32 protein-coding genes are annotated in these 26,841 nt (G+C 74.4%); 15 read left to right on the forward strand and 17 right to left on the reverse strand.

Annotation, left to right across the window (positions count from 1 at the left end; translation table 11 throughout):
* Window positions 1-44: 44 nt before the first annotated feature.
* Window positions 45-1,583 carry a long-chain-fatty-acid--CoA ligase gene (locus KPF47_RS31925; protein ID WP_224392472.1) on the reverse strand — a complete coding sequence of 513 codons (1,539 nt, stop codon included), beginning with the start codon at window positions 1,581-1,583 and terminating at the stop codon, window positions 45-47.
* Window positions 1,584-1,642: 59 nt separating this feature from the next.
* Between KPF47_RS31925 and KPF47_RS31930 the strand changes: the two genes are divergently transcribed.
* Together KPF47_RS31930 and KPF47_RS31935 are read left to right on the forward strand one after the other, a co-directional pair.
* Complete coding sequence (locus tag KPF47_RS31930; RefSeq protein ID WP_224392473.1) at window positions 1,643-2,368, forward strand: GntR family transcriptional regulator; 726 nt, start codon at window positions 1,643-1,645, stop codon at window positions 2,366-2,368.
* Window positions 2,368-3,513, forward strand: a complete 1,146-nt coding sequence (locus tag KPF47_RS31935) for an acyl-CoA dehydrogenase family protein (RefSeq protein WP_224392474.1) — start codon at window positions 2,368-2,370, stop codon at window positions 3,511-3,513. Before KPF47_RS31930 ends, KPF47_RS31935 begins: the two co-directional genes overlap by 1 nt.
* Window positions 3,514-3,517: 4 nt before the next feature.
* Here KPF47_RS31935 and KPF47_RS31940 read toward each other — a convergent pair whose 3' ends face one another.
* Together KPF47_RS31940 and KPF47_RS31945 are read right to left on the reverse strand one after the other, a co-directional pair.
* Window positions 3,518-4,903, reverse strand: coding sequence for a glycosyltransferase family 2 protein (locus tag KPF47_RS31940; RefSeq protein ID WP_224392475.1), 1,386 nt, complete (start codon window positions 4,901-4,903; stop codon window positions 3,518-3,520).
* 171 nt (window positions 4,904-5,074) lie between these two features.
* The gene (locus KPF47_RS31945; RefSeq protein ID WP_224392476.1) at window positions 5,075-5,449 is read right to left on the reverse strand and encodes a helix-turn-helix domain-containing protein; all 375 of its coding nucleotides are present in this window, start codon (window positions 5,447-5,449) and stop codon (window positions 5,075-5,077) included.
* A gap of 95 nt (window positions 5,450-5,544) precedes the next feature.
* Between KPF47_RS31945 and KPF47_RS31950 the strand changes: the two genes are divergently transcribed.
* The gene (locus KPF47_RS31950) at window positions 5,545-6,372 is read left to right on the forward strand and encodes an NmrA family NAD(P)-binding protein (protein WP_224392477.1); all 828 of its coding nucleotides are present in this window, start codon (window positions 5,545-5,547) and stop codon (window positions 6,370-6,372) included.
* Between the two features lie 74 nt (window positions 6,373-6,446).
* Window positions 6,447-6,803: a tetratricopeptide repeat protein gene (locus KPF47_RS31955; RefSeq protein WP_224392478.1), complete on the forward strand. Its 357-nt coding sequence runs from the start codon at window positions 6,447-6,449 to the stop codon at window positions 6,801-6,803.
* Here KPF47_RS31955 and KPF47_RS31960 read toward each other — a convergent pair.
* The 5 genes from KPF47_RS31960 to KPF47_RS31980 form a co-directional block, all read right to left on the reverse strand.
* A complete protein-coding gene (locus KPF47_RS31960) occupies window positions 6,790-7,650 on the reverse strand; it encodes an HTTM domain-containing protein (protein ID WP_224392479.1) in 861 nt (286 codons plus the stop codon). The two genes, KPF47_RS31955 and KPF47_RS31960, sit on opposite strands and share 14 nt — an antisense overlap.
* A complete protein-coding gene (locus tag KPF47_RS31965) occupies window positions 7,644-7,973 on the reverse strand; it encodes a hypothetical protein (protein WP_224392480.1) in 330 nt (109 codons plus the stop codon). Before KPF47_RS31965 ends, KPF47_RS31960 begins: the two co-directional genes overlap by 7 nt.
* A gap of 39 nt (window positions 7,974-8,012) precedes the next feature.
* Window positions 8,013-8,828 carry a glycoside hydrolase family 16 protein gene (locus KPF47_RS31970; RefSeq protein ID WP_224392481.1) on the reverse strand — a complete coding sequence of 272 codons (816 nt, stop codon included), beginning with the start codon at window positions 8,826-8,828 and terminating at the stop codon, window positions 8,013-8,015.
* 344 nt (window positions 8,829-9,172) lie between these two features.
* Window positions 9,173-10,405 (reverse strand): IS110 family transposase, encoded by a 1,233-nt coding sequence (locus KPF47_RS31975; protein WP_224392482.1) that lies wholly within the window; start codon window positions 10,403-10,405, stop codon window positions 9,173-9,175.
* A gap of 203 nt (window positions 10,406-10,608) precedes the next feature.
* Window positions 10,609-11,094, reverse strand: a complete 486-nt coding sequence (locus KPF47_RS31980; protein ID WP_224392483.1) for a hypothetical protein — start codon at window positions 11,092-11,094, stop codon at window positions 10,609-10,611.
* Window positions 11,095-12,072: 978 nt separating this feature from the next.
* On the opposite strand from KPF47_RS31980, the gene KPF47_RS31985 reads away from it, so the two are divergent.
* The 3 genes from KPF47_RS31985 (at window position 12,073) to KPF47_RS31990 (ending at window position 13,761) form a co-directional block, all read left to right on the forward strand.
* A complete protein-coding gene (locus KPF47_RS31985) occupies window positions 12,073-12,219 on the forward strand; it encodes a hypothetical protein (protein WP_224392484.1) in 147 nt (48 codons plus the stop codon).
* Window positions 12,216-12,350: a hypothetical protein gene (locus KPF47_RS39355; protein WP_255661109.1), complete on the forward strand. Its 135-nt coding sequence runs from the start codon at window positions 12,216-12,218 to the stop codon at window positions 12,348-12,350. Before KPF47_RS31985 ends, KPF47_RS39355 begins: the two co-directional genes overlap by 4 nt.
* Window positions 12,351-12,576: 226 nt before the next feature.
* A complete protein-coding gene (locus KPF47_RS31990; RefSeq protein ID WP_224392485.1) occupies window positions 12,577-13,761 on the forward strand; it encodes a class I SAM-dependent methyltransferase in 1,185 nt (394 codons plus the stop codon).
* On the opposite strand, the gene KPF47_RS31995 is transcribed toward KPF47_RS31990, so the two are convergent.
* Window positions 13,758-14,198, reverse strand: coding sequence for a VOC family protein (locus tag KPF47_RS31995; protein WP_224392486.1), 441 nt, complete (start codon window positions 14,196-14,198; stop codon window positions 13,758-13,760). The two genes, KPF47_RS31990 and KPF47_RS31995, sit on opposite strands and share 4 nt — an antisense overlap.
* 195 nt (window positions 14,199-14,393) lie before the next feature.
* Between KPF47_RS31995 and KPF47_RS32000 the strand changes: the two genes are divergently transcribed.
* Together KPF47_RS32000 and KPF47_RS32005 are read left to right on the forward strand one after the other, a co-directional pair.
* Window positions 14,394-15,407 (forward strand): NAD(P)-dependent alcohol dehydrogenase, encoded by a 1,014-nt coding sequence (locus KPF47_RS32000; RefSeq protein ID WP_224392487.1) that lies wholly within the window; start codon window positions 14,394-14,396, stop codon window positions 15,405-15,407.
* Window positions 15,404-15,961: a hypothetical protein gene (locus KPF47_RS32005; protein WP_224392488.1), complete on the forward strand. Its 558-nt coding sequence runs from the start codon at window positions 15,404-15,406 to the stop codon at window positions 15,959-15,961. The genes KPF47_RS32000 and KPF47_RS32005 overlap by 4 nt, the downstream gene beginning before the upstream one ends.
* Before the next feature lie 55 nt (window positions 15,962-16,016).
* Here the strand turns inward: KPF47_RS32005 and KPF47_RS32010 are convergent, their stop codons facing one another.
* Genes KPF47_RS32010 through KPF47_RS32020 form a run of 3 tightly spaced genes read right to left on the reverse strand, consistent with a single transcriptional unit; the run spans window position 16,017 to window position 18,009 of the window.
* Window positions 16,017-16,760 (reverse strand): hypothetical protein, encoded by a 744-nt coding sequence (locus tag KPF47_RS32010; protein WP_224392489.1) that lies wholly within the window; start codon window positions 16,758-16,760, stop codon window positions 16,017-16,019.
* Entirely contained in the window at window positions 16,757-17,650 is an 894-nt protein-coding gene (locus tag KPF47_RS32015; protein WP_224392490.1) for an ABC transporter ATP-binding protein, read from the reverse strand. Before KPF47_RS32015 ends, KPF47_RS32010 begins: the two co-directional genes overlap by 4 nt.
* Entirely contained in the window at window positions 17,647-18,009 is a 363-nt protein-coding gene (locus KPF47_RS32020) for a GntR family transcriptional regulator (RefSeq protein WP_224392491.1), read from the reverse strand. The genes KPF47_RS32015 and KPF47_RS32020 overlap by 4 nt, the downstream gene beginning before the upstream one ends.
* A 119-nt stretch (window positions 18,010-18,128) precedes the next feature.
* On the opposite strand from KPF47_RS32020, the gene KPF47_RS32025 reads away from it, so the two are divergent.
* The 5 genes from KPF47_RS32025 (at window position 18,129) to KPF47_RS32045 (ending at window position 21,490) form a co-directional block, all read left to right on the forward strand.
* Window positions 18,129-18,455 (forward strand): helix-turn-helix transcriptional regulator, encoded by a 327-nt coding sequence (locus tag KPF47_RS32025; protein WP_224392492.1) that lies wholly within the window; start codon window positions 18,129-18,131, stop codon window positions 18,453-18,455.
* Window positions 18,452-18,955: an SRPBCC family protein gene (locus KPF47_RS32030; protein ID WP_224392493.1), complete on the forward strand. Its 504-nt coding sequence runs from the start codon at window positions 18,452-18,454 to the stop codon at window positions 18,953-18,955. The genes KPF47_RS32025 and KPF47_RS32030 overlap by 4 nt, the downstream gene beginning before the upstream one ends.
* Window positions 18,956-18,997: 42 nt before the next feature.
* Window positions 18,998-19,936 (forward strand): DMT family transporter, encoded by a 939-nt coding sequence (locus tag KPF47_RS32035; RefSeq protein WP_224392494.1) that lies wholly within the window; start codon window positions 18,998-19,000, stop codon window positions 19,934-19,936.
* Window positions 19,933-20,628: a helix-turn-helix transcriptional regulator gene (locus tag KPF47_RS32040; RefSeq protein ID WP_224392495.1), complete on the forward strand. Its 696-nt coding sequence runs from the start codon at window positions 19,933-19,935 to the stop codon at window positions 20,626-20,628. Before KPF47_RS32035 ends, KPF47_RS32040 begins: the two co-directional genes overlap by 4 nt.
* 175 nt (window positions 20,629-20,803) lie before the next feature.
* Window positions 20,804-21,490, forward strand: a complete 687-nt coding sequence (locus KPF47_RS32045; protein ID WP_224392496.1) for a TetR/AcrR family transcriptional regulator — start codon at window positions 20,804-20,806, stop codon at window positions 21,488-21,490.
* Between the two features lie 7 nt (window positions 21,491-21,497).
* Here KPF47_RS32045 and KPF47_RS32050 read toward each other — a convergent pair whose 3' ends face one another.
* The 4 genes from KPF47_RS32050 to KPF47_RS32065 form a co-directional block, all read right to left on the reverse strand.
* Complete coding sequence (locus KPF47_RS32050) at window positions 21,498-22,217, reverse strand: hypothetical protein (RefSeq protein WP_224392497.1); 720 nt, start codon at window positions 22,215-22,217, stop codon at window positions 21,498-21,500.
* The gene (locus KPF47_RS32055; protein WP_224392498.1) at window positions 22,214-23,074 is read right to left on the reverse strand and encodes an ATP-binding cassette domain-containing protein; all 861 of its coding nucleotides are present in this window, start codon (window positions 23,072-23,074) and stop codon (window positions 22,214-22,216) included. The genes KPF47_RS32050 and KPF47_RS32055 overlap by 4 nt, the downstream gene beginning before the upstream one ends.
* 164 nt (window positions 23,075-23,238) lie before the next feature.
* Complete coding sequence (locus tag KPF47_RS32060) at window positions 23,239-23,880, reverse strand: DedA family protein (protein ID WP_224392499.1); 642 nt, start codon at window positions 23,878-23,880, stop codon at window positions 23,239-23,241.
* Window positions 23,881-23,946: 66 nt separating this feature from the next.
* Entirely contained in the window at window positions 23,947-24,240 is a 294-nt protein-coding gene (locus KPF47_RS32065) for a Dabb family protein (protein ID WP_224392500.1), read from the reverse strand.
* Here KPF47_RS32065 and KPF47_RS32070 point away from each other — a divergent pair.
* A complete protein-coding gene (locus KPF47_RS32070; protein ID WP_224392501.1) occupies window positions 24,239-24,592 on the forward strand; it encodes a DUF1330 domain-containing protein in 354 nt (117 codons plus the stop codon). The two genes, KPF47_RS32065 and KPF47_RS32070, sit on opposite strands and share 2 nt — an antisense overlap.
* Before the next feature lie 63 nt (window positions 24,593-24,655).
* Here KPF47_RS32070 and KPF47_RS32075 read toward each other — a convergent pair whose 3' ends face one another.
* Complete coding sequence (locus KPF47_RS32075; protein ID WP_224392502.1) at window positions 24,656-26,833, reverse strand: 3-hydroxyacyl-CoA dehydrogenase NAD-binding domain-containing protein; 2,178 nt, start codon at window positions 26,831-26,833, stop codon at window positions 24,656-24,658.
* Window positions 26,834-26,841 lie beyond the last annotated feature (8 nt).

Raw genomic sequence — 26,841 nt, forward strand, 5'->3', positions numbered from 1 at the left:
CCCTCCCTCACCGGTACTGAGGCGAGGCTAACCGACGATTGCGATCAGGTGAAGGCCCTGCCGTGGGTCTCGCGCAGCTCGCGCTTGAGGATCTTGCCGCTGGGGTTGCGCGGCAGCGCCTCCACGACGTCGACCGAGCGGGGCCGCTTGAAGCCCGCGATCCGTGGCCGCAACCACTCGATGAGCGCCTGCGGATCCACCGTCGCCCCCGGCCGCGGCACGACGACGGCCTTCACCGCCTCGCCCCAGCGCTCGTCGGGCACCCCGATCACCGCGACGTCGGCGACGTCGGGATGCTCGGACAGCACGCTCTCCACCTCGATCGGATACACGTTCTCCGCGCCGGTCACGATCATGTCCTTGATCCGGTCGGTGAGGAACAGGTAGCCCTGGTCGTCGAGGTAGCCGCCGTCCCCGGTGCGCAGCGTGGCGTCGTCGCCGAGCGCGGCCGCGGTGTCCTCCGGCCGGTTCCAGTAGCCGGCGGTGACCTGGTCGGAGCGGATCCGCACCTCTCCCACCTCGCCCGGACCGAGGACGCGGCCGGTCGCCGGGTCCACGATCGTCAGCTCGACCCACGGGTAGGCCCGCCCGGCCGAGCGCATGAGATGTGCCCGCGGACCGTCCGGGTCGTGGTCGGCCGGGTCGAGCTGGGTGATCGCCCCGGTGGTCTCGGTGGCGCCGTAGACCTGGAACAACGGCGCCCGGAAGGTCTCGACGACCGCACGCAGCGCACCGACCGTGATCGGCGAGGCGCCGTAGGCGATCGACCGCAGCGCCGACCAGTCCCGGTCGGCGGCACCGGGGACCGCGGACAGCATCTGCAGCACGGCGGGGACGAGGAAGGCGTTCGTGACGCGCTCGTCGGACATCGTGTCGAGCAGCGGGCCGGGGACGATGTCGGCGACCAGCACGCAGCGCGCTCCGGCGGCCAGGCAGACCAGGGCGTAGCCGACGCCGCCGATGTGGAACAGCGGCATCGCGACCAGCGCCGTCGAGGTGGGGTCGATCGACCAGTGCCCGGCGGCGAGCAGCAGTGCCGAGAACTGCCGGTGCGCGAGCAGCACGCCCTTGGGCAGCCCGGTGGTACCGGAGGTGTAGAGCTGCAGCACCGCGTCGTCCGGGGTGGACCCGGCCGGCGGCGACGGCGGCAGCGCGTCGACGGCCGCGTCGCGCCAGTCCGCGTGGTCCTCCCCCACGACGACGACCCGGCGCCCGTCGAGCGCACCGCGCAGCCCCGCGAAGTCCGGCCCCAGCACGACGAGCCCGGCCCGGGCGTCGTCGACCAGCGCCAGCAGGTCGGCCTCGGTGAGCCGGGTGTTGAGCGGGACCGACACCGCGCCGATCCGCGGGGCGGCGAAGAGCAGCTCCAGGAACTCCGGCCGGTTCTTCCCGATCCACACGACGCGGTCCCCGGCGCCGAGACCGAGGTCGCGCAGCGCCGCCGCGGTCCGCCCGGCCCGCTGCTCCAGCTCGCCGTAGGTCGTGGCGACGCCGTCGACCGACAGCGCGACGAGATCCGCGCGGGCCGGATCGGCGAGGATGTCGGTCAGCCGGAAGTCCTCGGCAGGGCTCTGACCTGGCACGTCGTTCTCCCTCGGTCGTCGGCGACGCAGGTTCGGCAGAATCGTATATGATAGTCGTCGTGTCGACGGCCGACTCCGTGCTCGACCTCCCGCCGGGTCGCACCCCCCAACTGCCCGACCGGATCGCACTCGTCCTGCGGGACCGCATCCTGTCCGGCGAGCTCCGCCCGGGCACCTTCCTGCGGATGGACCGGATCGCCGCCGACCTCGGCGTCAGCCACACCCCGGTCCGCGAGGCGCTGCAGTCCCTGCGCGCCGAGGACATGGTCCACGCAGTCCCGCGGCGCGGCTTCGTCGTCGCCGAACTGACCCGGGCCGACGTCGCCGACCTGTTCGAGGTGCAGGCGGAGCTGACCGGCACCCTCGCAGCCCGCGCGGCCGAGCACGTCACCCCGGCCGACGTCGCGCGGCTGCGCGGGCTCGCCGACCGGGTCGCCCTGCTGTGCGAGCGCACCCCCGAGACCCAGGACCCGTCCGAGCTGGACCCGCTCGTGTCCGCCGAGCACCGGCTGCACGCCGACATCAACCGGCTGGCGGGATCACGCAAGCTCGCCTGGCTGGTGGGGCGCTCGTCGCACTACCTGCCCGCGCACTTCTACACCGGTTCGCCCGCCTGGCGGACCGGCGCAGTCGACGCGCACGTCGTCCTGCTCGACGCGCTCGGCGCGGCCGACCCCGACGCCGCCCGGGCGGCGATGCGCCGCCACGTTCTCGACGGCCGCGACCTGCTGCTGGACCACCTGGACCGCACCGGAATGTGGTCCGACGACCGAGGAGCCCCCTGATGCCCGTCACCCTGACCGACGACCAGAACGACCTGGCGAACGCGATCGGCGACTTCTGCCGTCGCGAGATCGGCAGCAAGGAACGCCGTGACGAGCTGACCGGCGGCGGCCGGCACGCCCATTCCGACGAGATCTACCGCAAGATGGCCGACCTCGGCTGGCTCGGCATCGCCACCCCCGAGGAGTACGGCGGCGCCGGCCAGGGGATGCGTGACCTGCTGGTCTTCCTGGAGGAGACCGCCTACGGGCAGGCCCCGATCGCCGGGTTCGGCACCACCACCATCACCGCCGCGGCGATCGAGAAGTTCGGCACCGAGGCCCAGAAGCAGGAGCTGCTGGGCGGGATGTGCCGGGGCGACGTGCTGTCGATCTCGATGTCCGAGCCGGAGGCCGGGTCCGACGTCGGCGGCCTGAAGTGCCGGGCCACCAAGACCGGGAACGGCTGGCGGATCGACGGCCAGAAGACCTGGTGCTCCAACGCGCACATCGCGTCGCACATCCTGCTGGTCGCACGCACCTCCACCGAGGGCGGCAAGCACGACGGGCTGACCATGTTCGTCGTCCCGACCGACACCCCGGGCCTCGCGATCCACGGCATCGAGACGATGGGCGGCAAGGAGGTCAACGACCTCTACTTCGACGGGTGCGAGCTGCCCGCCGACGCCGTCGTCGGCGTCGAGGGCCAGGGCTGGCGCCAGCTCATGGCCGGGCTGAACCTGGAGCGGATGATCCTGGCCGGGCTCATGCTCGGACTGGCCCGCCGGGCGTTCGACGACACCGTCGCCTACGTCAAGGAGCGCAAGCAGTTCGGCCGACCGGTGGGGAGCTTCCAGGCGATGCGCCACCGCATCGCCGACAACGCCACCGAGCTGGCGGCCACCCGGCTGCTGGTCCACGACACCGCCCGGGTGATCGACGAGGCCCCGGCGGGTGCGCTGTTCCCGCGCGAGGCGTCGATGGCCAAGCTCAAGGCCACCGAGCTCGCCAAGCACCTGTCCCTGGAGGGGATGCAGATGCTCGGCGGCTACGGCTACGCCACCGAGTACGGCATGGAGCGGCTGCTCCGCCAGAGCGTCGTGTCGACGGTGTACGGCGGGACCAGCGAGATCCAGCGCGACATCATCGGGAAGTCCTACGGGCTGTAGCGCCTCAGGCCGCGGAGTTCCGGGCGAGCTCCGCGGCCCCCCGGCCGTCGCCGGGCTCGGCCGTCCGGTCGGGACGCGGCGCCGGAACGGCGGCCGGGCCGACGTGCGCCTGTGCCTCGGCCGTGACGCGTGCGGTCTCGGCCGCCCGCCGGATGTGTGCCGGGACCAGCGCGGAGCGCGGGGGCAGCAGCATCGGCGGCACCGCGCCGCCGCTGCGGCGCACCTCGCGGGAGCGCTGCAGGTAGGCCCAGCCACCGCGGGCGATCCGGCCGCCGCGCTCCGCCAGCCCGCTGTCGGGCACCGCGTCGCCGGCGCCGGCCTCGCGGTCGGAGATGTGGCGCAGCCGGGCGACGGCGGCGGGGAGTCGGCGCAGGGCGACCGAGCGTCCCTGGGGCGAGAGCGCGACCTTGGCCAGGAAGCTGCCGAGTCCGACGGCGTAGCCCTCCATCTGCTTGCGCAGGGCGGCCTGGTCGGGGCGGTGGTGGTGCCAGAGGTAGGCGCCGGGGGCGTAGCCCAGGACGTGGCCGGCGAGGATCATGCGGACGAGGAACTCGCAGTCCTCGCCGCCGTGGGTGGGGGTGCCGGGGCCCATGGCCTCGTCGAAGCCGCCGACGGCGCGGGCGGCGGCGGCGCGGACGGCGAGGTTGGCGCCGATGCCGAACAGGCCGGGGGCGAAGGGGAAGATCGGGGAGTCGGCGGGGGGTTCGGCGAGGGTGAACCGGCGGGGGGTGAAGCCCTTGTTCCAGGCCAGGGCGATGTCGGCGGCGCGTTCCTCGGGGCTGGCGAGGCGGGCGGCGAGGACGGGGCCCGAGACGCAGGCGAGTGCGGGGTCGGTGGCGAAGGCGCCGGCGATGCGGGAGGCCCAGGCGGGGTCGACCTCGGTGTCGTCGTCGGTGAAGGCGACGATCTCGGTGCGGGCCTCGGCCAGGCCGCGGTTGCGCCCGACCGACGCGCCGCGGCGCGGCTCCCGGACGTAGCGGACCCGGGGCGACCCGGCGGCGGCGACGGCGTCCCGGGTGAGCTCGTCCGTCGGGTCGTTGTCGACCACGATGACCGAGAGCGCCGGGTGGTCCGAGGCGAGGACCGCGCGCAGGCAGCGGGCCAGTGACTCGGGCCGGTTGCGGGTCGCGATCACCACGGTGACCGGGTCGGCCGCGGACGGTGCGACGGCCACGGTGTCGGCCGCCGGCAACCCGGCGACGGCGAGCGCGAGTTCGGCGGCCGTCGCACGGCCGTCGCTCAGCGGCACGGTGACCTGGCCCTGCGGGGTGCCACCGACGGTGACCAGCAGCCGTGCTGCGGCGAACCTCGGGTCGACCTCGAGGTCGCGGGCCGGGGCGAGCCGGTCGAGCTCACCCACCCAGGTCGGAACGTCGGAAGTGGTCGCCATGGACACCATCGTGCTCATCGTCGCTGTGACGACGCTGAGACCGGACTGTGGGAACCACGGAGTGTGGGGCGTACCACCCGCGGGGGTCCTGGATCCCCACACCGCGTGCGGGGCCGACCGCACCGTGTGCGCCCCTCCCCTGCCTCCGGGCGCGCCGCGCCCGCGGACCGTCTAGCGTTCGCGCGCCGCCAGGACCTCGGGGATCCGGTCCTCGATCCAGCCGACGAGCCCCGCGAGGTGACCGGTCACGCCGCGGCCGAGCCCGGTCAGGCCGTAGCTGACCTGCGGCGGGGTGGTCGGCGCGACCTCGCGGTGCACGAAACCGTCGCCCTCCAGGGTCCGCAGGGTCTGGGCCAGCATCTTCTCGCTGATCCCACCGACGGCGCGACGGAGCTCGGAGAACCGGTGGTCCTCACGGGACAGCACGACCAGGACCAGCACCGCCCACTTGGACGTCACGTGGTCGAGGACCGACCGCGAGGGACAGCTGCTGTCGAACGCGTCACCCGAGAACAGGCCCGCATGCCGCTCCACCTGCGTGCTCACTGTCCGCCCACCTACTTACCAGAAGGTACGTACTTACCAGCTGTTAGCCTATCGGGCAGTGTCGTCACCGTCCACGACGAACCGAGGAGACAGCAATGATCATCGTGACCGGGGCGAGCGGGAAGCTGGGCGGCGCGGCCGTGCGGGCGCTGCTGGAGACCGTGCCGGCGGAGCGGCTGGGCGTGCTCGCCCGGTCCGCGGAGAAGGTGGCCGACCTGGCCGCGGCCGGGGTCCGGGTGCACGTCGGCGACTACGAGGACCCGGCCTCGCTGAAGACCGCGTTCACCGGCGCCGACGGGCTGCTGTTCGTGTCCGGCTCCGACGTGACGCCCGGGGTCCGCGAGCGCCAGCACGGCAACGTGGTCCGCGCCGCGGCCGAGGCGGGTGTCGGGCACGTCGTCTACACCAGCGCCGTCGGGGCGGACCGGCCCGGAGCGCCGGGCTTCCTCGCCGACCACACCGTCACCGAGGAGCTGCTCCGCGACTCCGGGCTGCCGGTGACACCGCTGCGCAACACCTTCTACTCCGACCTGTTCGTCAACCCGGCAGTGGTCGCGGCGGCGGTCGAGGCGGGCGAGACGGTCGCCGCGGACGGCGGCCGGGCGCTGAACACGGCCACGATCGCCGACCTGGCACGGGCGGCGGCCGCCGTCGTGGCGGGTGGGCCGGGCGCGCACGCCGGGCACGCCTACGAGCTGCGGGGACCGCTCTGGACCTACGACGAGCTGGCCGCGTCCATCGCCGCGGAGTCCGGGAGGCCGGTTACCCACCGTCGGGTCCCGCTCGACGAGGCCGGCGACCTGGCCTTCCTCGGCGGGCTGATCTCGTCGGGGCTGTTCGCCGAGCCCTCGGACGACCTCGCCACGCTGCTCGGCCGGCCGGCGACCGGGATTCCCGAGCTGGTCCGCGCCGCCCTGGGCTGAGCCGGGAACAGAACGGCCGGTGCCGCGGTTCTGGTTGACGTATCAACCGAACGGGCCGGAAGGAGGCCGCACCGATGAGGATCGACGCGCTGTCCTGGATGACCGGGACGGAAGCAGGACCGGCCGACCGGTGGGAGCACGCCGGTTACCTGTTCGACTCCGGCGACCCCGCGGGGGCCGCGACGGTGCTCGCGGAGCTCGTCGCGGAGCAGCCCGACGCCGCCGCGGTCCGGCTGCTGCTGGCCCGCGCGTACTACCACTCCGCGCAGCTCGGCCGGGCCGAGACCGAGCTCCGCGAGCTGGTGCACCGCGAGCCCGCCGACGGTTACGCCCATCTGCTCCTCGGGCGCACCCTGCAGCGCCGCTCGCGCCACGACGAGGCCGCCCCGCATCTGCGGCTGGCCGAGGCGATGGGCGTCAGCGCCGGGTGACCGTGCCCGGCAGCGCCGGTTCCGACCGGCGCTGCCGGGGCACCGCCACTGCGCCGACGGGCCTGTCGACGATCGGGACGCGGCCGGCGAACAGCAGGTAGCCACCGCAGGTGAGGGTGGCGAAGAGGCCGAGCTCGATCGCCGCGTGCAGCCCGTCGGACAACATCCCGATCATGCCGAGGTGCAGCCCGATCCCGGCGACGACGGCCACCGGCCGCAGCCGGGAGGACCACAGCCCGAACCCGACGAACAGCTCGGTGAGCACCGCGCCGAACGCCAGCGGGACCAGGACCACCGGGGTCAGCATCGCCGTCGGGACCAGGACCGAGTCCCAGGCCCAGGACGCCAGCCCGTTGCCGGACAGGAAGTCGGGGCGGATCTTCGAGATCGCGGCGAAGAAGTAGACGATGGTGATCTGCGCCCGCAGCGCCAGCACCGGCGCCGCCCACACCCGGTCCGCACCCCGGCCGCGCCACGACCGGACCGACCACGCCGCGTCGCAGTCGGCGAACGACAGCAGGACGGCGACGGTGAACAACAGATAGGTGTGGTTGGAGTAGTAGCCGGCCCCCCACACGAACCCCGCGGTGCACAGCCCGACCACCAGGACGGCGGCGCGCCCGTGCCAGCCCACGACGACGGCGAGCGCCGCCAGCCCCATCACCGCGCCGAGTGCGAGCCAGACCGCGGCGGGCACGACCGGACCCACCCCGAACAGCGGCCCGGCCGGGGTACCCAGCAGCGGGCTCGCGCCGAGCTCCAGCGCCTTCAGCCCGGCGACGAGCCCGACCAGGATCCGGTACCCGGCCAGCGGACGGGCGGGGAGCGAGCCGGGAGGTCTCAGCACGGCTGCTCACTCTCCGCCAGACCGTCCCGGGTCCGGGAGACCGCGACCAGGTCCGGGGTCGCCGAGCACAGCAGGTCCGGCACCGTCGATCCGTAGTGGACGGTCCGTTGCGGCCACGGCAGGGTCGCGGTGTCGAGCGCGCGGCTCGCGCCCCCGGCCGTCCGGCCGGTGTAGGCGTACTCCGTCGACGAGGCGACGAACATGCTCCACGAGTAGCGGCGCGGTGGATCGGTGGTGATCAGGCCGACCGCGGGGATCGTGGCCTCGACGGCCACGACGCCGGCGAGCAACCATCCCGCAGCCCTGCGCGTGAGTGGCGACACACCGGTCATGTCGCGCGACAACGGTCCGGTGTTAACCCGTCACTTCCCGTCGAGGGAGTAGATCCGGACCCAGTCGACCTCGTAGGTGGCCGGCTGCATGTTCCCGCCGAAGAAGTTGTCGAGCTGGATCGTCAGATGCCCGCTGGGCATGTCCTGGATGTTCTTGCGGCCGGACCGGGCCCCACCGGAGAAGCTGAACCACTCCTTGCCGTCGATGAAGCCCTTCACGTGGTCGGGCGTCCACTCGATGGCGACGTTGTGCCACTCGCTCAGCGGGGCGCCGCAGTTCTTCTCCTTGGCGTACTCCTGCTGCACGGCGCCACGCCCGTGCGGGTAGTGGATGAACGCCTCGGCGCACTGCTCGCCGGGGGCACCGTTCTCCAGGAAGTCGTACTCGCCGTCCTGGGGCCAGCGGTCCGACTGCGGCCAGATGATGAGCAGCGGGTGGTACTGCCTGCCGTTGTCCGGGCCGGTGCCCTCGGACCGGACCCTGGCCTCCCAACGGCCGTACTGCTGGTTGAACTTCGACGAGATCCACGCCGAGTCGCCGTTGCGCAGCCCCGTCTGGACGAGCTTGCCGTCCTGCACGGTGGACCGGCTCGCACAGCGTCCGCCGTTCCCCGCGTGACCGGGCCAGCACTCGCCCGCCTGGTTCCACTTCGCCGGGTCCGGGGGGGGGCCGGTGTAGTCGAACTCGTCCGAGGCCGGGAGCGGCGCGCCCCAGCCGTAGCGCTCGGCCGCGGTGGTGGCGCCGGGGCGGGGCCTGCTCTGGTCCGCCGGCCGCGCCGACGGGTCGGCGGGCCCGGCGGGCGTGACGGCGGCGGGATCGGCCGGCGTCTCGACGGGCTTCTCCACGGGAGCGACGGGTTTCTCCTCGGGGTCGGCGGGCTGCTCGGGTGCGGCAGGCTCCGCGGGTGCGGCGGGCTTCTCGGGATCGGCGGGGGCAGGCGCCGGCTCCGCCGGTGTCTCCCCAGTATCGCCCGGCTGCTGCGCGGGATCGGCCGGGCCGGCGGCAGGGGCCTCGGCGGGGCCGGCCGGTGTCGCCGGTCCGTCCGCGGGGCCGGCCGGTGTGGCCGGTCCGTCCGCGGGACCGGCCGGTGCCGCCGGTCCGTCCGCGGGACCGGCCGGTGTGGCCGGCTCGTCCGCGGCGCCGACCGGTGCGGCGGGCTCACCCCGGGGGGGGTGTCTCTATGGGTTCGTCAAGCGGCGGCGAGTTCTGGATCGGGGTTGTTGACCGTGGGCGGGTTGTAGGGGCGGCGGTCGCGGAGCATGGCGTAGATGACGTCGGTGCGGCGTCGGGCGAGGCAGATCAGGGCGACGTTGTGTCGTTTGCCGGCGGCTCGTTTGCGGTCGTAGTAGGCGCGGCTGGCGGGGTCGGCCAGGGCGGCGAATGCGGACAGGAACAGCGCGGATTTCAGGGCGTGGTTGCCGCGCTGGGATCGGGTTTCGCCTTTGATCGAGGTGCCGGAGCGGCGGGTGACTGGGGCGAGGCCGGCGTAAGCGGCGAGGTGCCCGGCGGTGGGGAACCCGGAGCCGTCGCCGACGATGGTGAGGATCTTGATGGCGGTCCTGACCCCGAGTCCGGGCATCGAGGTCAGGACCGGTCCAAGAGGGTGGGCCTCCAGGCGGGCTTCGAGCTCGTCGGCGAGCTGGTCGCGTTCGGTGTGGACCTGGCGCAGCTGCCCGGCGACGCCGGTGATGACACGGGCGAACGCGGCCGTGCCGGGAACGGTCAGGCTCTGGGCGTCGAGCGAGGTCAGGATCTGGGCGGGAAGGGTGCGGGCCAGTCGAGGCGACCGGGCCCGCATCGTCTCGGCGATCCCGTCAGCGCCGAGCTCTCGCAGGGCTTGCGGGGTGGGCGCGGCCGCGAGCAGGTCGAGCACGCCACCGCGGTCCAGGCGTGGCCCGAGCAGGCGTTCCAGGGCGGGATGAACATGCAGCAGGGCGTCGCGCAGCCGGTTCGTCAGCCGGGTGCTCTGCCCAGCCAGGTCATCGTCGTAACCGGCGAGCACAGTGAGTTCGGCGAGGGTCTCGTCGTCGGTGCCGACCCGGCGCAGGGTGTGCGGCATCGTCCGGGCGGCCTCGGCGATCACGTGGGCGTCGCGGGCGTCGGTCTTGGCCTGCCCGGGATGCAGGTCGGCGATGCGGCGCATCGCCAGCCCGGGCAGGTAGGCCACCGTGATCCCCAGATCACGAGCGACGGCGATGGCCAGCGCTCCGATCGAGGCGGGCTGGTCGATGACCATCAGCACCGCGCCGTGCTCGGCCAGCCCGGACAGCACGGTGCGCAGCGCCGATTCGTCGTTGGGCAGGGCCTTGTCGTGCACCCGCTTCCCGTTGGTGTCGACCGCGCAGGCGTGGTGTTCGGACTTGCCCACGTCCAGGCCGCAGAACACCGCGAACCCGGTCGGGTGCTGGTCAGGATCGGGCAACCGCCGCTCCCTTCTCGTCGCGGCAGGCCGACCACGAGCACCCGCGCCGGCAGCCACGTTACGAGCAGACCACACGGGTCAGGTCTCTATCAGCGGTCGTTGGCGCCCTCCGGCCACGGCGACAACACCCCCCCAGATCATCGGGCGACAGGGGCAGTCAGTCATACCGCGGCCGGCGGCCTGCAAGCCCTCAGCGGGCTTGATCAAGAAGGTAACGGGGGGGCGGCCGGCGCCTCGTCGGCGGGGTCGACGGGCTCGTCGGCGGCGGTGCCGCCCGGTCCGGCCGGGACGTCCGGCGCGTCCCCGACGGCGGCGCCGGAGGCCGGCGCATCCGCAGCGGCGGTGCCGGAGGTCGGCGCACCCGCAACGGCGGTGCCGGCCGACGCGGCGGCGGCCGGTCGGGTGGGGACGGCGTCACCGGAGCCCTCGGTGCCGCGGGCGGGCTCCGCGCCCTCCCCTGCTCCCGCCGCGGCCGGAGCCACGTCGGAGCGCCCGGCCGCCTGCGACGACGACCGCAGAGCGGAGTCAGTCGGGAACACCGCGCCGCCCGACGGGGTGGACGTCGGGCCGGCGAGCACGCTCGGTGCCTCCGGCGCCGCGGCCTGCGCCACGACGCCGGGCACCGTCGGTGCCGCAGCCGCGGGAGCGGCCGCACCGTCGGTGAGAGTCAGGACCCCTCCGGTGAACATGACAGCACTCACCGTCACCACCGCCGCCGCGCTCATCACCGTACGTCGTGCAAGTCCGCGCCTCATGCCTCGTTCCCGTCCCCGTCCGTGTCCGTCTTGTCCGATATCGGGAACGCTAGAAGCACCGCGTGCACACCAGCCACACCCGCCACCCGTCGGTGGAGTGAGGTCACCCCGCAGGAGGTCACCCGAACCGGCGGTGCGCCGTGACGGACGGGACCCGGGGGACGATCGGGATCCGCGGGACGGGCTGCCGTCCGCGGGTCACTCCTCGGAGGCATCGACCCAGGTCGGAGCCGCCCCGGAAAAGTGGTCCGGCCCGTCAGGGACGGCGCCGGCCGGGCCCCGGGAGCGGCCCCGGCGGGTCCGCACCGTGCGGTCGGCCGGACTCGATCCGGCGGCGACCGCGACGGGAGCGCGACGGGAGCGCGACCGGGACGGCCTCGGACGCGGTCCATCCGGTCCTGCCCGGCCGCCCGCACCCCGGACCACGCCGCGACGACCGTCCCGCCTCCCCGGACGACCGCCGGATCCACCCGGAGCCGAGACCACGGCCGGGAGGCGACCCGTGGATCTCGCCGCGATCCGGACCCATACTCGGTGCTGTGACGTGGACGCCCACCGCATCGGCCCGGCCGGCCCGTCGTGCCCCGCGGTCGTCGGCGTGCACCGGCCGGTCCGCCGCATCGGCTCCGGCAGCACCTGGTTCACGGGAACCACTGCGCCGCCGAGCTGCGGGGGCGGCACCGGCCCCGCGTCCGGGACTGCCGCTGCCGTGGTCGCGGCCTCCTGCCCGACGCCGGCTCCCGACGTGTCCTCGCCGTGAACGGCACGACGACGTGCCCGGCGTGCCGCGGCTTCGCGATCATGCACCGCAAGGGGGCCGGCGGAGACAGCCCTTTCCGGCTGAACTTCGTGCCGGTCGCTGTCGTGCGTGACCTCGGTCCCGTCGAGTGCGTGCCCTGCGGTGGACGGGGTGTGCTCACCGCCTCCCGCGCGCAGCAGGTCGGCCGGGACGTACGGCTGCGGGCGCTGCAACGCGTGACCGCGACCGCCATCCTGCCGCTCGCCGCCGTGTGGCTCCTGGAGTGGCCGTTCCTCGACAACGCCGGCGCCCACGGGTGATCTACGGCGGGGCGGCCCTCGTCGGCCTGCTGGTGATCCTGTTCGCCGGCCTGCTGACCTGGAGCTTCACCGGATCGTCGATCCCGCATCTCGATCGACGGCCGCCCACCGGGGGACCGATGCTCTTCTGACGACCGGTCCGACGGGCCACGCCGGCCCACCGATCCGGCCGGGCAGCGGGCCCGCACCACGGTCGCTCCGGACCCGTGCGGCGCGTACCGAGGAGTCACGGCCGTGGTTTCGGCCGGGTGCCCCTCTGGTCCGGTGGACCGGCCGGTGACGGTGAGCGCGGGTTTCCCGGCGGCACCGGTGCGGGCGCACGCCGGCACCCGGAACCGTGCCGTGGAGACTGTCGTCGTGGACGACGATCCGATCGCCCGGCTGGAGCGGCTCGCCGGGCCGGAGGGGACCGCGCTGCTGGAGCGGCTGGCCGTCGCCGACCGCAGCGGTGACGCCGCGCTGCGTCTGGGCACCGCACTGCGTCGCGAGCACGACGCCGAGCTGGTCGCCGACGCCATGGCCCAGGCCGGCCTGCGCGACCGGGCCGCCCGGAAGTTCGCCAGGGCCCGGCAGATGTGGTTCACCCGCGACGGACTGGAGCAGGCCTCGTCCGAGGTGATCGCGCGGCACCGCGCCGCCCGCTTCGCCGGCCGCTCGGTCGTCGACCTGTGCTGCGGGATCGGCGGCGACCTGGTCTCGCTGGTCGCCGCCGGCCACGACGTCACCGGGGTCGACCTGGACCCGGTGCACCTGTGGATGGCCGCCCGCAACGCGGCCGTGCACGGCGGCCGGGCCCGGACCGTGCACGGCGACGTCCGCGACGCGGACCTGTCCGGTGCCGACGGCGTGTTCGTCGACCCGGCCCGGCGCAGCGGCGGCGGCCGGATGCGGACCGGCGAGTCCGAGCCCCCGCTGGAGTGGTGCGTCGAGCTGGTCGGCCGGGTCGGCGCCGTCGGGATCAAGGCGGCGCCGGGGATCGACCACGACACGGTCCCGCCGGGCTGGGAGATCGAGTTCCTCGCGCTCGGCCGGGAGCTGAAGGAGGCCTGCGCCTGGTCCCCGGCGGTGGCCGGAGCCCGCACGCGCGCCACCGTCGTCGACGACGAGGGTGTGCACGACCTGCACGGTGAGCCGGACCCGCCGGACGGGGACACCGGCATCGCCGTCGGGCAGCCGGGCGCGTGGCTGCTCGACCCGAACCCGGCGGTCACCCGGGCCGGGCTGGTCTCGGCGCTGGCCAGGGCCACCGGAACGGCCCGGATCGACCCGCGGATCGCGTTCCTGACCGGCAACGACGAACCCCCGGCCACCCCGTTCGCCCGGCCGCTGCGGGTGCTGGACTCCCGCCCGTGGGACCAGAAGCGGCTGCCCCGGCTGCTGCGCGAGCTCGATGTCGGCGCGGTCGACGTGCGGCGTCGTGGCCTGGCCGGCGACGTCGAGGCGATCGCCCGGAAGCTGCGCGGCCGTGGGTCACGGCACGCCACCGTCGTGATGACCCGGGTCGACGACCGGCCGTGGGGCCTGGTCTGCCTGGACCCCTAACCGCGACCGGGGAAGTGGATGAACTCCAGCGCGATGCCGTCCGGGTCGCGGAACTCCAGCGTCGCGTAGCCGGTCGGGTCGGTCCGGTCGACGACGCCGCCGTGCGGCACCGTGAGCGTGTCCAGCCAGGCCGCCCAGGCGTCCAGGGTCTCCCGGTCGGCGACGCCGAACGCCAGGTGGTCGAGCGCCCCGCGGGGGCCCCCACCGTCCCCGTCGGCGGGTGCGTGCAGCTCGATCATCACCCCGGTCACGACGTCGAGGAGCAGCGCCGCCTTCTCCGACGAGCCGTCGGCGAGGTCGTGGTGGGGGAAGGTCATCGGCAGCCGTTGCAGGCCGAGGACGCGCTGGTACCAGAGCGCGCTGGACTCCACGTCGGTCACGGCGGCCGACACGTGGTGGAAGCCGGTGACCGCCGGTCGTTCGATGGCCGAGCCCATGGGCGTCCTTCTCGTCGCCGGCCACCCGCGGGGCGGCCGGTCCTCCCTCTCGTCGCGGAGCAGTACACCACCGGCGGACCTCCCGGGGGTGGACGGTGCCCGCGCGGTGATCGACAGTGCGCGCACCGGTAGGTCCGGCGCGGTCGGCGCACACCGCGTTGCCCGGCCCGGTCACGCGTGCCTACCGTCGGCGGCGTGACGACGATCGCCGAGGTCCCCACGTCCATGCGGTGCAGCGTGCTGCGCGCCGCCGGTGAGCTGGAGGTCCGGGAGCGTCCGGTTCCCCGTCCCGGGCCCCGGGAGGTGCTGGTGCGGGTGGCCTCGGTCGGGACCTGCGGTTCGGACGTGCACTACTTCCGGCACGGCCGGATCGGGGACTTCGTGCTGCGCGAGCCGATGGTGCTGGGTCACGAGCCGTCCGGCCGGGTCGTCGGCGTCGGCGAGGGCGTCGACCCGGGCCGGATCGGCGAGCGCGTCTCGCTGGAGCCGGGGGTGCCCTGCCGTCGCTGCCACCACTGCCACACCGGCGCCTACAACCTGTGCCCGGACATGGTGTTCTTCGCGACCCCGCCGGTCGACGGCGCGTTCGCCGAGTACGTGACGATCGCCGACGACTTCGCCCACCCCGTCCCCGAGCACGTCTCCGACGACGCCGCGGCGCTGCTCGAACCGCTCTCGGTCGCGCTGTGGGCACACCACAAGGCGCGCACCGGGGCCGGCTCGCGGGTGCTCGTCGCCGGCGCCGGACCGATCGGGCTGCTCGTCGCGCAGGTCGCCGCGGTACTCGGGGCCGCCGAGGTCGTCGTCAGCGACCCGGATCCGGCGCGCGCCGCCCTGGCCCGGACGTTCGGGGCGACCGACGTCGTCGGGCCGGGGTCGTCCGTGTCCGGGATGGACGCGTTCGTCGACTGTTCCGGGGTGGCCGCCGCGGTGCTCGGCGGGCTGCCCGCGGGCCGGCCCGGGGGTACCGCGGTGCTGGTCGGGATGGGTGCCGACGAGATGACGCTGCCGGTGTCGGCACTGCAGTCCCGCGAGATCACCCTGACCGGCACCTTCCGCTACGCCAACACCTGGCCCACCGCGGTGCGCCTGGCCGCCTCCGGCGCGGTGGACCTGGACCGGCTGGTCACCGGACACGTCGACCTCGACCACGTGGGCGACGCCCTGTCCCCCGACCCGTCGCAGGTCAAGGTGGTCGTGCGTCCGTGAGGATCGCCGCCGGTCCCGGGTGGGCCGACGTCGTCGCGGATCTCGTCGACGCCGCGCCCGCCGGGCCCGCCGGGAACCGGCTGGTCACCGTCGACGGCTTCTCCGGGGCCGGGAAGTCGACCCGTGCCCGCGAGCTGGCGGCGCGGCTCGCCGCCCCGCTGCTGGAGATCGAGGACCTGTGCCCCGGCTGGGACGGCCTGGCCCGGGTCCCGGCGCTGGCCCGGCACGGGATCGGGGACCCGCTGGCGGCCGGGACGACGTTGCGCTGGACGTCCTGGGACTGGGTGCACGACCGGCCGGGACCGGAGCGCACCCGCGCACCGGCACCCGTCATCGTGCTGGAGGGGTGCGGCAGCGGCGCGGCCGGGCTCGCGCCGGTGACCGCGCTGGCGATCTGGGTGGACGTGCCCGCCGGCGAGCGGGAGCGGCGGCTGCGGGCCCGGGCGGACTGGCCGGGCTACGCCCCCTTCCGCGACGGCTGGCGCCGCGCCGAGCAGGAGCTGGCCCGGACCGGGGGCGCCCCGGAGCGGGCCGGTGTCGTGCTGCACGGGTGAACGCGGGCGGGGCCCGGCACCACCCCCCACGAGGGTGCCGGGCCCCGCCGCGCCGTCAGACCCGGGCGCGCCGGACGACGAGGTAGCCGCCGACGACGAGCACACCCACCACCAGCGGGTAGCCGGCGAGCAGCAGCGGCACCGGCGTCCCGGTGAAGAACCGGCCGACCGCCGGCCAGGCCTGCTGCAGCGTCACCAGCACCACGGCCAGCCCGGCGACCAGACCGACGCCGACGCCCAGCGCCCACACCCCGAGCTGGCCCCAGCGCCGGAAGACGGCCCCGGACAGCAGGAACACGGCGCCGACCACGAACATCGGGACCCAGTAGCAGAGCACCGTCAGCACGACGTTCTGCCCCGACAGGAACCCCACCGCGAAGAACTGCATCCCGACGCCCCAGCCGCCGGTCGCCCGCTCGATCCCCAGCAGCACGGTCAGCAGCACCGAGTGCAGCAGGGTCTCGACGGCGAGCAGGGACAGCACCCCGGTGTAGAAGTGCCGCCGGGTGATGCCCAGGCTCAGCGCGAACGGCATCACCTGCGTCATCGTGACCAGGTACTGCGTCCCGACGATGAAGAACATCGCGGCGAGGGCGCCGGTGACCCCGCCGTCGGGGGAGCCGGTCCCGGCCTGCACGGCCCAGAAGACGGCCAGGTTGATCGCGAAGATGGCGGCCAGGATGACCCAGGGCATGCCGACCCGGTTGCGGGAGTCGACGAGGTTCATCCGGAGCACCGCGGCCAGCCTGCTCCCGGTGGTCACGGGACGATCGGCCTCGGCGACGGCAGCGGCGGTCATGACAGGACCTTCCGGTCGGAGCGGGCGGCGGCGTTCTGCTGGGTGGTGCGCACGACGAGCTGCTGCAGCGAGACAGGCTCGAACTGCAGCTCCGGCAGCGCGGGCTCGGACGCGGCGCCGGACAGCGTGACCCGCAGGAACCCGCCCATCCGCTCGCGGTGCAGCTCGACGTGACCGCGGGCGAACCGCTCGACGGCCTCGGCCGGGCCGGTCACGGTCACGGCGCTCCCCCGCAGGTCGTCGGCGTCGGAGTCGATCAGCACGCGTCCGCCGTCGATCAGGACGACGTGCTCGATCAGGTCGGACACCTCGTCGATGAGGTGCGTGGACAGCACCACCGTGCGCGGGTGCTCGGCGTAGTCGGCGAGCAGGCGGTCGTAGAACAGCTGTCGGGCGACGGCGTCGAGACCGAGGTAGGGCTCGTCGAAGAAGGTCAGCGGGGCCCGCGACGCGAGCCCGATCACGACGCCGACGGCCGAGACCTGTCCGCGGGAGAGCTTCTTGGCCCGCCGGGCGGGCGGGAGCCCGAACTCGCCGACCAGCTGGTCGGCGAACGCCTGGTCCCAGTGCGGGTACACGGTCGCGGCGGCGCGCAGCGCGTGCCCGACGGTGTAGGAGTCCGGGTACTTCAGCGACTCGCGGATGAAGCAGGTGCGGGCGAGCACCGGCGCGTTCTCGTAGGGCTGCTCGCCGAAGATCTCGGCACGCCCGGAGGACGCGAGGTTCTGCGCGGTCAGGATCTGCATCGCGGTGGTCTTGCCGGCGCCGTTGCGGCCGAGCAGCCCGTGGATGCGGTTCTCCTCCAGCGCGAACGTCACGTCGTCGAGCGCGGTCACGTCGCTGCCGTAGCGCTTCGTGACGCCGTGCATGGCGATCACGTTCGTGCTCATCGGTCGTCCCCCCAGACGTCGATCATCTTCTTGAGCTGCTCCGGGTCGATCCCGAGCTTGCGGGCCTCGGTGACCAGCGGAGCGATGTACTGCCGGGCGAAGTCCTCGCGTCGGCTCTCCAGCAGCCGCGACCGTGCCCCCTCGGCGACGAACATGCCGATCCCCCGTCTCTTGTAGAGCACGCCCTGCGCGACGAGCTGGTTGAGACCCTTCGCCGCCGTCGCCGGGTTGATCCGGTGGAACGCGGCGAGCTCGTTGCTGGACGGCACCTGGGTCTCCTCCGGGTAGGTCCCGTCCACCACGGCGGACGCGATGTCCTCCGCGATCTGCGCGAACAGCGGGCGGCCGTCGTCCCTCACGGCGGCCGCCCGCTGCCGTAGTGCAGTGGTTCATTACTCATGTAACTAACCATAGAACCGGACCGGCCGGATGTCCATCGGGATTGTTATTCCATCTCCGCTTATATAACTTGTGCGTCATGGAGGCGTTCGACGTCCTGGGCGACCCCGTCCGGCGCCGCATCCTGGAGCTGCTGGTCGAGGGCGAGTGCCCGGCCGGCCGGGTGACCGCGGTCGTCCGGGCCGAGTTCGGGATCTCGCAGCCGGCCGTCTCGCGGCAGCTGCGCGTGCTGCGCGAGAACGGTTTCGCCACCGTCCGCGCACAGGGCACCCGCAGGCTCTACGCCGTCGACCCGGCCGGCCCCGCGGCCGCCGAGCAGTGGCTCGCGGGCCTGCGCCGGTTCTGGCCACAGCGGCTCGACGCACTGGGCACCGAGCTGACCCGTGGATCGAGGGAGGACCGATGAGCGACCACTCCGCACGCACCGGCGAGGTGCACCACGAACCGGGCGGACCGACCGTGCTGCGGTTCCGCCGGGTACACCCCGAGCCGGTCGAGGACGTGTGGTCCGCCGTCACCGACCCCGATCGCTGCGCCCGGTGGTTCGGCCGGTGGTCCGGCGACGCCCGCCCCGGGGGGACCGTCGCGCTCGAGATGACCGCCGAGGAGGACGCCGGCGGGCCACCGTCGCAGGTGCTGATCTCCGAGTGCGACCCGCCGCACCGTCTCGCCGTCGCGATCCGCGACGGCGACGGGGAGCCCTGGGAGCTGACCCTGACCCTCGCGCCCGAGGGCACCGGCACGGTGCTCGTCCTGCCGCACGTCCTGCCCGCGGGCCTGTCCCCGGCCGACGCCGGACCGGGCTGGCACTGGTACCTCGACCGGCTCGCCGCCTCCCTCGCCGGCACCCCGATGCCGGACTGGGAGCGGACACTCACGGCGACCGTCGACCACTACCGCGCGTGATGTCGGTGCGGACCGAAACGTCGTGGGCCTAGCGTCGTCGCCGTGACGGGATCGGGGACGCGGGTCGCGCTGGCGGCCGGGGTGACGGTGGTGGCGTGGGCGTCGGCGTTCGTGGCGATCCGGGCGGTGGGCCCGGCGTTCGGCGCCGGGGGGCTCGCGCTCGGACGGCTGCTCGTCGGCGGCCTGGCGCTCACGCTCGCGGTACTGCTGAGCCGCTCGTGGGTGCGGCCGACCGGGCGCGAGTGGCTGCTGATGACGCTGTGCGGGGTGAGCTGGTTCGCCGTCTACAACGTCGCCCTCAACGCGGCCGAGGAACGCCTCGACGCCGGGACCGCGGCCATGCTGGTCAACGTCGGTCCGATCCTGATCGCCCTGTCGGCCGGGGTGGTGCTGCGCGAGGGGTTCCCGCGCCCGTTGCTGGCCGGGGCGGGGATCGGGTTCGCCGGTGCGGTGCTGATCGGGTTCGCGACCTCCGGCGGCGGCCCGGACGGAGCACGGGGACCGGCCGGGGCGCTGCTGTGCCTGCTCGCCGCGGCGACCTGGACCGTCGGCGTGCTCACCCAGAAGCCGGTGCTCCGGCGCCTGCCCGCCCTGCAGGTCACCCAGGTCTCGTGCCTGGTCGGTGCGGTCGCGACGCTGCCCTGGGCACCGGACCTGCTCACCGCCACCGGCGCGGCGTCCTGGCCGGAGATCGCGGGGATGGTGTATCTGGGCCTGGTGCCCACCGCGCTCGCGTTCGGGACCTGGGCCTACGCGCTGTCCCGCACCGACGCCGGCCGCCTCGGCGTCACCACCTACCTGGTCCCGACCCTGGTGGTGCTGCTGGCCTGGCCGGTCCTGGGCGAGCTGCCGCCGCCGCTCGCGCTGCTCGGCGGCGCGCTGGCGCTGGCCGGGGTCGCGCTGTCGCGCCGGGGCGGCCGGACGGCCCCGGCACCGGCCGCGGTCGCCGGTCCGGCGCCGGGACCGGGGACACCGTCGTGACCGTCGGTCCGGTCGACCCGTCCGCGCTGGCGGCCAGGGCCGCACTGCTCGCCGACCGGACCCGCGCCACGTTCTGCCTGGCGCTGCTCGACGGACGGGCGTGGACCGCGGGCGAGCTGGCCCGGCACGCGGGTGTCGCCCCGTCGACGGCGACCGCGCAGCTCGACCGGCTCGTCGCGGCCGGTCTGCTGGTCACCGGGCGGCAGGGCCGGCACCGGTACCTCCGCCTGGCCGGACCGGAGGTGGCACGGACGGTGGAGACCCTGGCCTGCGGGACCGCCCCCGCACCGGTACCACCGTCGTTGCGGGCCTCGCGGGCCGCGGCCCGGCTGGCCGGGGCCCGGACCTGCTACGACCACCTCGCCGGGACGTTCGGGGTCGCCCTGTTCGACGGGCTGGTCGCCGACGGGCTGCTGGCCGTCGAGCACGGACTCGCGCTCACCCCGGCCGGGCGGGACTGGTTCACCGGGCTCGTGGGGGACCTGCCGCGTCGCGGCCGGCCGGTCGTCCGGGCCTGCCTGGACTGGACCGAGCGCCGACACCACCTCGCCGGGGCGGCCGGGGCGGCGCTGTGCCGGACGCTGTTCGACCGGGGCTGGGTCGAACGGGGCCCCGACCACCGCTCGGTCCGGCTGACCGGCGACGGCCGCCGCGCGCTCCCGACCCTGCTGACCGTGGCCCTCCCGGCCTGACCACCGGCCGGGACGTCGGTGCGGCCGGACCTCCGCGACCCGCCGACCGCCACCACGGCCGGGCCGTCACACCGTGTGTGGCCCTGCGGTCTCCCGCGCCGGCCCGGGGGCGAGAGCGACGCTCCGTCCGGAGTCCCCTGTCCACGTCCGCGACCACTGATCTACGCTGCGGCCCGTGAACGCCTCCCGCACCGCACGCGAGCGGGCCCGGGCCGAGCTCGTCGCCGAGATCACCGCCGCCGCCCGCAGGCAGCTGGCCGAGACCGGCGCCGCGGCGCTGTCCATGCGCGCGGTGTCCCGGGAGATCGGGATGGTGTCCTCGGCGCTGCACCGCTACTTCCCGACCCGCGACGACCTGCTGACCGCCCTGATCGTGCAGAGCTACGACGCCCTCGCCGACGCGGTGCACGACGCCGACCCGGGGACCTCCCCCGATGCCCGCTGGCGGGCCATCGCGCACGCCGTGCGGGACTGGGCGCTGGCCCACCCCCACGAGTACGCGCTCGTCTACGGTTCGCCGGTGCCCGGCTACCGCGCGCCCGCCGACACGGTGCCCGCCGCCGTCCGCGTGCTGGCCCCGCTCGCGCGGACGCTGGTCGCCGCGCACGCCGCGGGTGCCCTCGCCGCCGCCCCGGATCCGGACGGACCACTCGCCGGCGACGCCGCGCGGGTCGCCGCCGCGATGGGCGCCGAGGAGGTGCCCGGCGGCGCGCTGCTCGCGGCGATGACCGCGTGGACGGGCCTGTTCGGGCACGTGTCGTTCGAGCTGTTCGGGCAGTTCGAGAACGCCGTCGAGCACCGGGACGCGATGTTCGCGCTCGTCGTCGACCGCCTTGGGGCCGTGGCCGGGCTCGTCCGCTGAGCCCGGGTCAGGAACGCGGACGCAGCCGCTCCACGAGCCCGCCGAGCCGCTGCCCCGCCCCGCGCAGGCCGCCCTGCTCCACCCGCGCGACCACGGTCACCGCGACCAGGGCCACCAGCACCGCGACCACGAGGTCGCCCAGCGGCCCGACACCCGGCCGTCCGCTGCCCAGCGCGGCCGCGGCCGTCCCCACCGGCGGCAGCCAGGACTGGGTCCCGGTCACCACGAGCACGACGAGCGCCCCCATCAAGGCGACCCCCTCGCTGCGGAACACCGGCCGGGAGAAGACCGACCCCACCGCGGCGCCGGTGATCCCGCAGGCCAGGTGGGCCAGCAGACCGTCGAACAGGCTCCCGGTCGTCGCCGTGCCCCAGGCCGCGACGACCCCCCACACCACCGCGAGTAGGCCGAGCAGGGCCACACCCGCCGTCGCGGCGAGCAGCACCCCTGCCGCGAGCGGCCACGGCCCGCCCGCGGCGGCCAGGGTCACGGTGCGGGCGTCCTCGTCCTCGGACTCGGCGAGGGCGTGGGCGAGCCAGGCCCCGACCGGGTAGAGCAGCAGCGCGCTGGCCGCCCACGGCTCGGGCAGCGGACCGGGGGCGCCACCGAACAGGACGGCGAGCACCCCGGCGTAGAGCACGGCCGGTGCGACGAACTTCTCGGTCCGCCCGACGTCCTCCCCGAGCAGCATCGCCACCGCCGCGGCGGCCCGCAGCCTGCGCTTCACCGGCCCGCCTCCGGTCCGGCGGGACGGATCGGGCGCACCGAGCGGACCGCGCAGCCCGCGGCCAGGGCGGCGGCCAGCCAGGCGTCGCTGTCCGGGGCCGGGACCCGGACGGTGAACCGGCCCGGGGCGGCCCCCTCCACGCGGGCCGGTGGCAACACCCGTTCCAGCAGCGGCCGCGGGTCGCCCGCGCAGGCCATGTCCAGGCGCATCATCGCCCCGGCGGGCGGCGCGGTCGGCAGCGGCACCGAGTCCGGGTCGGAGACGGCGGCGACCCGGCCCTCGCGCAGCCGGTGCAGCCGGGCGCCGGGCAGGCCGGCCGCGGTGCCGGTGTGGTCGGTGACCAGCGTGGGCGCGGTGCGCTCGGCGAGCAGCCGGGTCAGGGCGTCGGCGGCGTCGTCGTCCAGGCCGTTCCACGGCTCGTCGAGGACGAGCAGGCCGGGCTCGCAGGCCAGCGCCTGCGCCAGCCCGATCTTGCGCGCGTTGCCGGTCGACAGCTCGGCCATCGCCCCGTCGTCGTCGCCGTCGTAGCCGAGTACCTCGAGCAGCGCATCGGCGCGGTCCGCGGCGTCGTCGACGTCGACGCCGTGCACCCGGGCCACGTGGTCGAGCCAGCGCCGTGGCGGGAGCTTGCGCGCGGCCGGGAAGCGGTCCGGCAGGTACCCGACGGGTGCGGGACGGTCGAGCACCTCACCGGCGCTCGGGGTGAGCACGCCCGCGGCGACCCGCAGCAGCGTGGACTTCCCGGCACCGTTGCCGCCCCGGACCACGGTGGGCACGACCGGGTCGACGTCGAGGTCCGCGCCGCGGAGGGCGACGGCGCCGGAGTCGTAGGCGTGGTGGATCCCGACGAGGCGCACCGGACCACCTCCACGCTCGTCACCGCTGTTGGTGCCGATCAGGTTCGCACAGCGCCACGCCCGGGTGTCCCGGTGGCCGGGCGGTGGCACGCACCGTGGTGGAGCCGGTACGCAGGGCGTCCGTGATCACCCGCCCGGCGCAGGGCGCGGTCGAACGGGCGCGTTCAGCCGGTCCTGGTCGCGTCCTTGTCCGGCACCCCGCCACGGGCGCGGCGCTGGAGGATCCTGCGCACGACCAGCCACACGATCACCGCGGCGCCGAGTACCGCGACGACCTTGCTGATCGGCGACATGTACTCCTCGATCACCTCCCAGCGCTCGCCGAGCGCGAAACCGAGGGAGACGAACAGCGCGTTCCAGACCCCGCTGCCGAGCGTGGAGAGCGCGGTGAACCGCAGCAGCGGCATCCGGGCGATGCCGGCCGGGATCGAGATCAGGCTGCGCACGATCGGGATGCAGCGGCCCCCGAGGACGAACCAGTTCCCCCAGCGCTCGAACAGCGCCAGCCCCTTCTCCAGGTCCTTCTGGCTGGAGACGACGAACCAGCGGCGTCCGCAGAGCCGGTGCACCCGCTCGTAGCCGAGCCAGTGGCCCAGCGCGTACAGCACGAGCGCCCCGGCGACGGCTCCCATCGTGGCCGCCGCCCAGACCCCGACCGGGTTCATCGCGCCGGTCGAGGCCCGGAAGCCGCCCAGCGGGAGGATCACCTCCGACGGGATCGGCGGGATCACGTTCTCCAGGAAGATCAGCAACCCGATCCCGGCCGCGCCGAGCCGGTCCACGATGTCGAACACCCACTGCGTCACGCCCCCATGGTGCCCGACGCGCCGTCCCGTCACCTTGGTCCGGTTCGGGTGGTTCCGCCGATCCGCTCAGGGCAGGCGGAACTGGATCCGCTCGATCGAGGCGCTGATCGGCGCGAACAGCTCCCGGCGGATGCGGTTGTGCTCGTCGTCGGCGTCGTAGATGCGGTAGGACCGTTCGTCGGGCAGGTCGAGGGTCAGCACGTAGTGCGCGTTGCCCTCGCGCAGCCCGAGGTCCAGCCCGGCCTTCAGGTCGAGGTCGAGGCCGTCGATCCGCAGCTCGCGCAGCGCCTGCAGCGCCGTCTCGACTTCGGCCGGGGCCACGTCGTCCTTCAGCCGGCCGACCACCACGTTGCGGATCATGTCCCGGACCCCCTCCCTCGTCGTCGGGGTCACCCCCCGGGGGGCCGACCAGCCGGTCGTGATGCTGAACCTGCTGCGCTTCGCCGAGGGCGGCGCGGCCCGCTACGACGAGTACCTCGCGCACTTCCGCTCCACCGCCGCCCGCTTCGGAGCCGAGGTCGTCTACTTCGGGCGTGGCCTGCCGCCGGTCGTCGCCGAGCCGGGCCAGGAGTGGGACGCGGTGCTCCTCGTGTCCTACCCGAGCCGGCGCGCGTTCTCCGAAATGGTCCGCGACCCCGGGTACCAGGAGGGGACGCACATCCGGACCGAGGCCCTGGTCGAGGCGACGCTGCAGCCCACCGTGCCCCGCTGAACGGAGCCGGAACGCACGGACCCCCGCCGGCCAGGGGCCGGCGGGGGTCCGTGTCGGGCGGGATCAGGCGGCCGCGGTGGCCGACTCCCCCTTCGCCGCGCGGTCACGCAGCGACTGCGGGACCTCGAAGCGCTCGCCGTACTTCGCCTTCAGCTCGTCGGCACGAGCGACGAAGCCGGCCGGGCCGCCGGGGTAGCCCTCGATGTACTGCAGCACCCCGCCGGTCCAGGCCGGGAAACCGATGCCGAAGATCGAGCCGATGTTGGCGTCGGCGACGGTCGTCAGCACGCCCTCGTCGACGCACTTGACGGTCTCGATCGACTCGATGATCAGCATCCGCTCGGAGAGCTCGTGCAGGTCGACGTCGTGGTTCGTCGCGCCGAAGTGCTCGCGCAGACCGGGCCAGAGGCCGGTGCGCCTGCCGTCGGCGTAGTCGTAGAACCCGGCGCCGGTGCTCTTGCCCTTGCGGTCGAACTCGTCGACGAGCCGGTCGATCACCGGGTCGGACGGGTGCGGGGTCCAGGTGCCGCCGGCGGCCTCGACGCCCTTCTTCGTCTCCTCGCGGATCTTGCGCGGCAGCGTGAGGGTCAGCTCGTCCATCAGCTGCAGCACCGGGGCCGGGTACCCGGCCTGCGACGACGCCTGCTCGATCGTCTGCGGGTCGATGCCCTCGGCGATCATCGCGACGCCCTCGTTGATGAAGGTGCCGATCACGCGGCTGGTGAAGAACCCGCGGGAGTCGTTGACGACGATCGGGGTCTTCCTGATCCCCAGCGTCAGGTCGAACGCCTTGGCCAGGGCCTCGTCGTTCGTGCGCTCACCCTTGATGATCTCGACCAGCGGCATCTTGTCGACCGGCGAGAAGAAGTGCAGACCGATGAAGTCGTCCGGGCGGTCGACGCCCTTGGCCAGCTCGGTGATGGGCAGCGTCGAGGTGTTCGAGCACAGGAGCGCGTCGGCGTTGATGTACTTCGCGGCCTCGCGGAACACCTCCTGCTTCAGCTCGACGGACTCGAAGACGGCCTCGATCACGACGTCGCAGCCGGCGAGGTCGGCGTAGTCGTCGGTCGGCAGGATGCGGCCGAGGAGCGCGTCGCCCTTCTCCTGCGTGGTCTTCCCCCGCTTGACGCCCTTCTCGACGAGACCCTGCGAGTAGGCCTTGCCCTTCTCGGCGGCCTCCTTCGAGACGTCCTTGAGGACGACGTCCCAGCCGGCGAGGGAGCAGACGTAGGCGATGCCCGCGCCCATCATCCCGGCGCCGAGCACGGCGACCTTGGTGGGCTGCCACTGCGCGGGGCCGTCCGGGCGGGACTTGCCGCCGTTGATGGCGTTGAGGTCGAAGAAGAACGCCTTGGTCATGTTCTTCGAGACCTGGCCGGTGACGAGCTCCGCGAAGTAGCGGCCCTCGATCCTCTGCGCGGTCTCGAAGTCGACCTGGCTGCCCTCGACCGCCGCGGCGAGGATGTTGCGCGGGGCCGGCATCGGCGCGCCCTTGAGCTGCTTACGCAGGTTCGCCGGGAAGGCCGGCAGGATCGACGCCAGCGACGGGTGCGACGGCGTGCCGCCGGGGATCTTGTACTTGGGCCGGTCCCACGGCTGGGTGGTGTGCTCGGGGTTGGCGAGCACCCACGCGCGGGCCTTGCCGAAGGCCTCCTCGCGGGTGGCGGCGAGCTCGTCGACGAGGCCGAGCTCCAGCGCCTTGGCCGGCTTGTGCCGCTGACCCTGGGCGAGGACGTTCATGAAGCCGTTCGCGATGCCCAGCATGCGGGTGACGCGGGTGACGCCGCCGCCGCCGGGCAGCAGGCCCAGGCTCACCTCGGGCAGGCCGTAGACGACGCCCTTGGCGTCGACGCCGACCCGGTGGTGGGTCGCCAGTGCGATCTCGAGCCCGCCGCCGAGCGCGGTGCCGACGAGGGCGGACGCGACCGGACGACCGAAGGTCTCCAGCTTGCGCAGCTGGGCCTTCACCTCGGTCACCAGCTCGAAGATCTTCTCGGCGTCGTCGGGACCGGCCGCGCTGAGCTGCTCGAGGTTCCCGCCGGCGAAGAAGGTCTTCTTGGCCGAGGTCACGACGACCCCGACGATGTCATCCTTGTGCTTCTCCAGGTCGTCGACGACCTCCCGCATGGCCTCGCGGTAGGCGTCGTTCATGGTGTTGGCGCTGCTGGCCGGGTCGTCGAGGGTGACGACGGCGATGCCGTCGCCGTCGGTCTCCCAGCGGACGGCCTTCTGCTCACTCACTGCTTGTT

Origin of the sequence: Pseudonocardia sp. ICBG1293 (genome assembly GCF_020131355.1) — a bacterium.
Lineage (GTDB): Bacteria > Actinomycetota > Actinomycetes > Mycobacteriales > Pseudonocardiaceae > Pseudonocardia.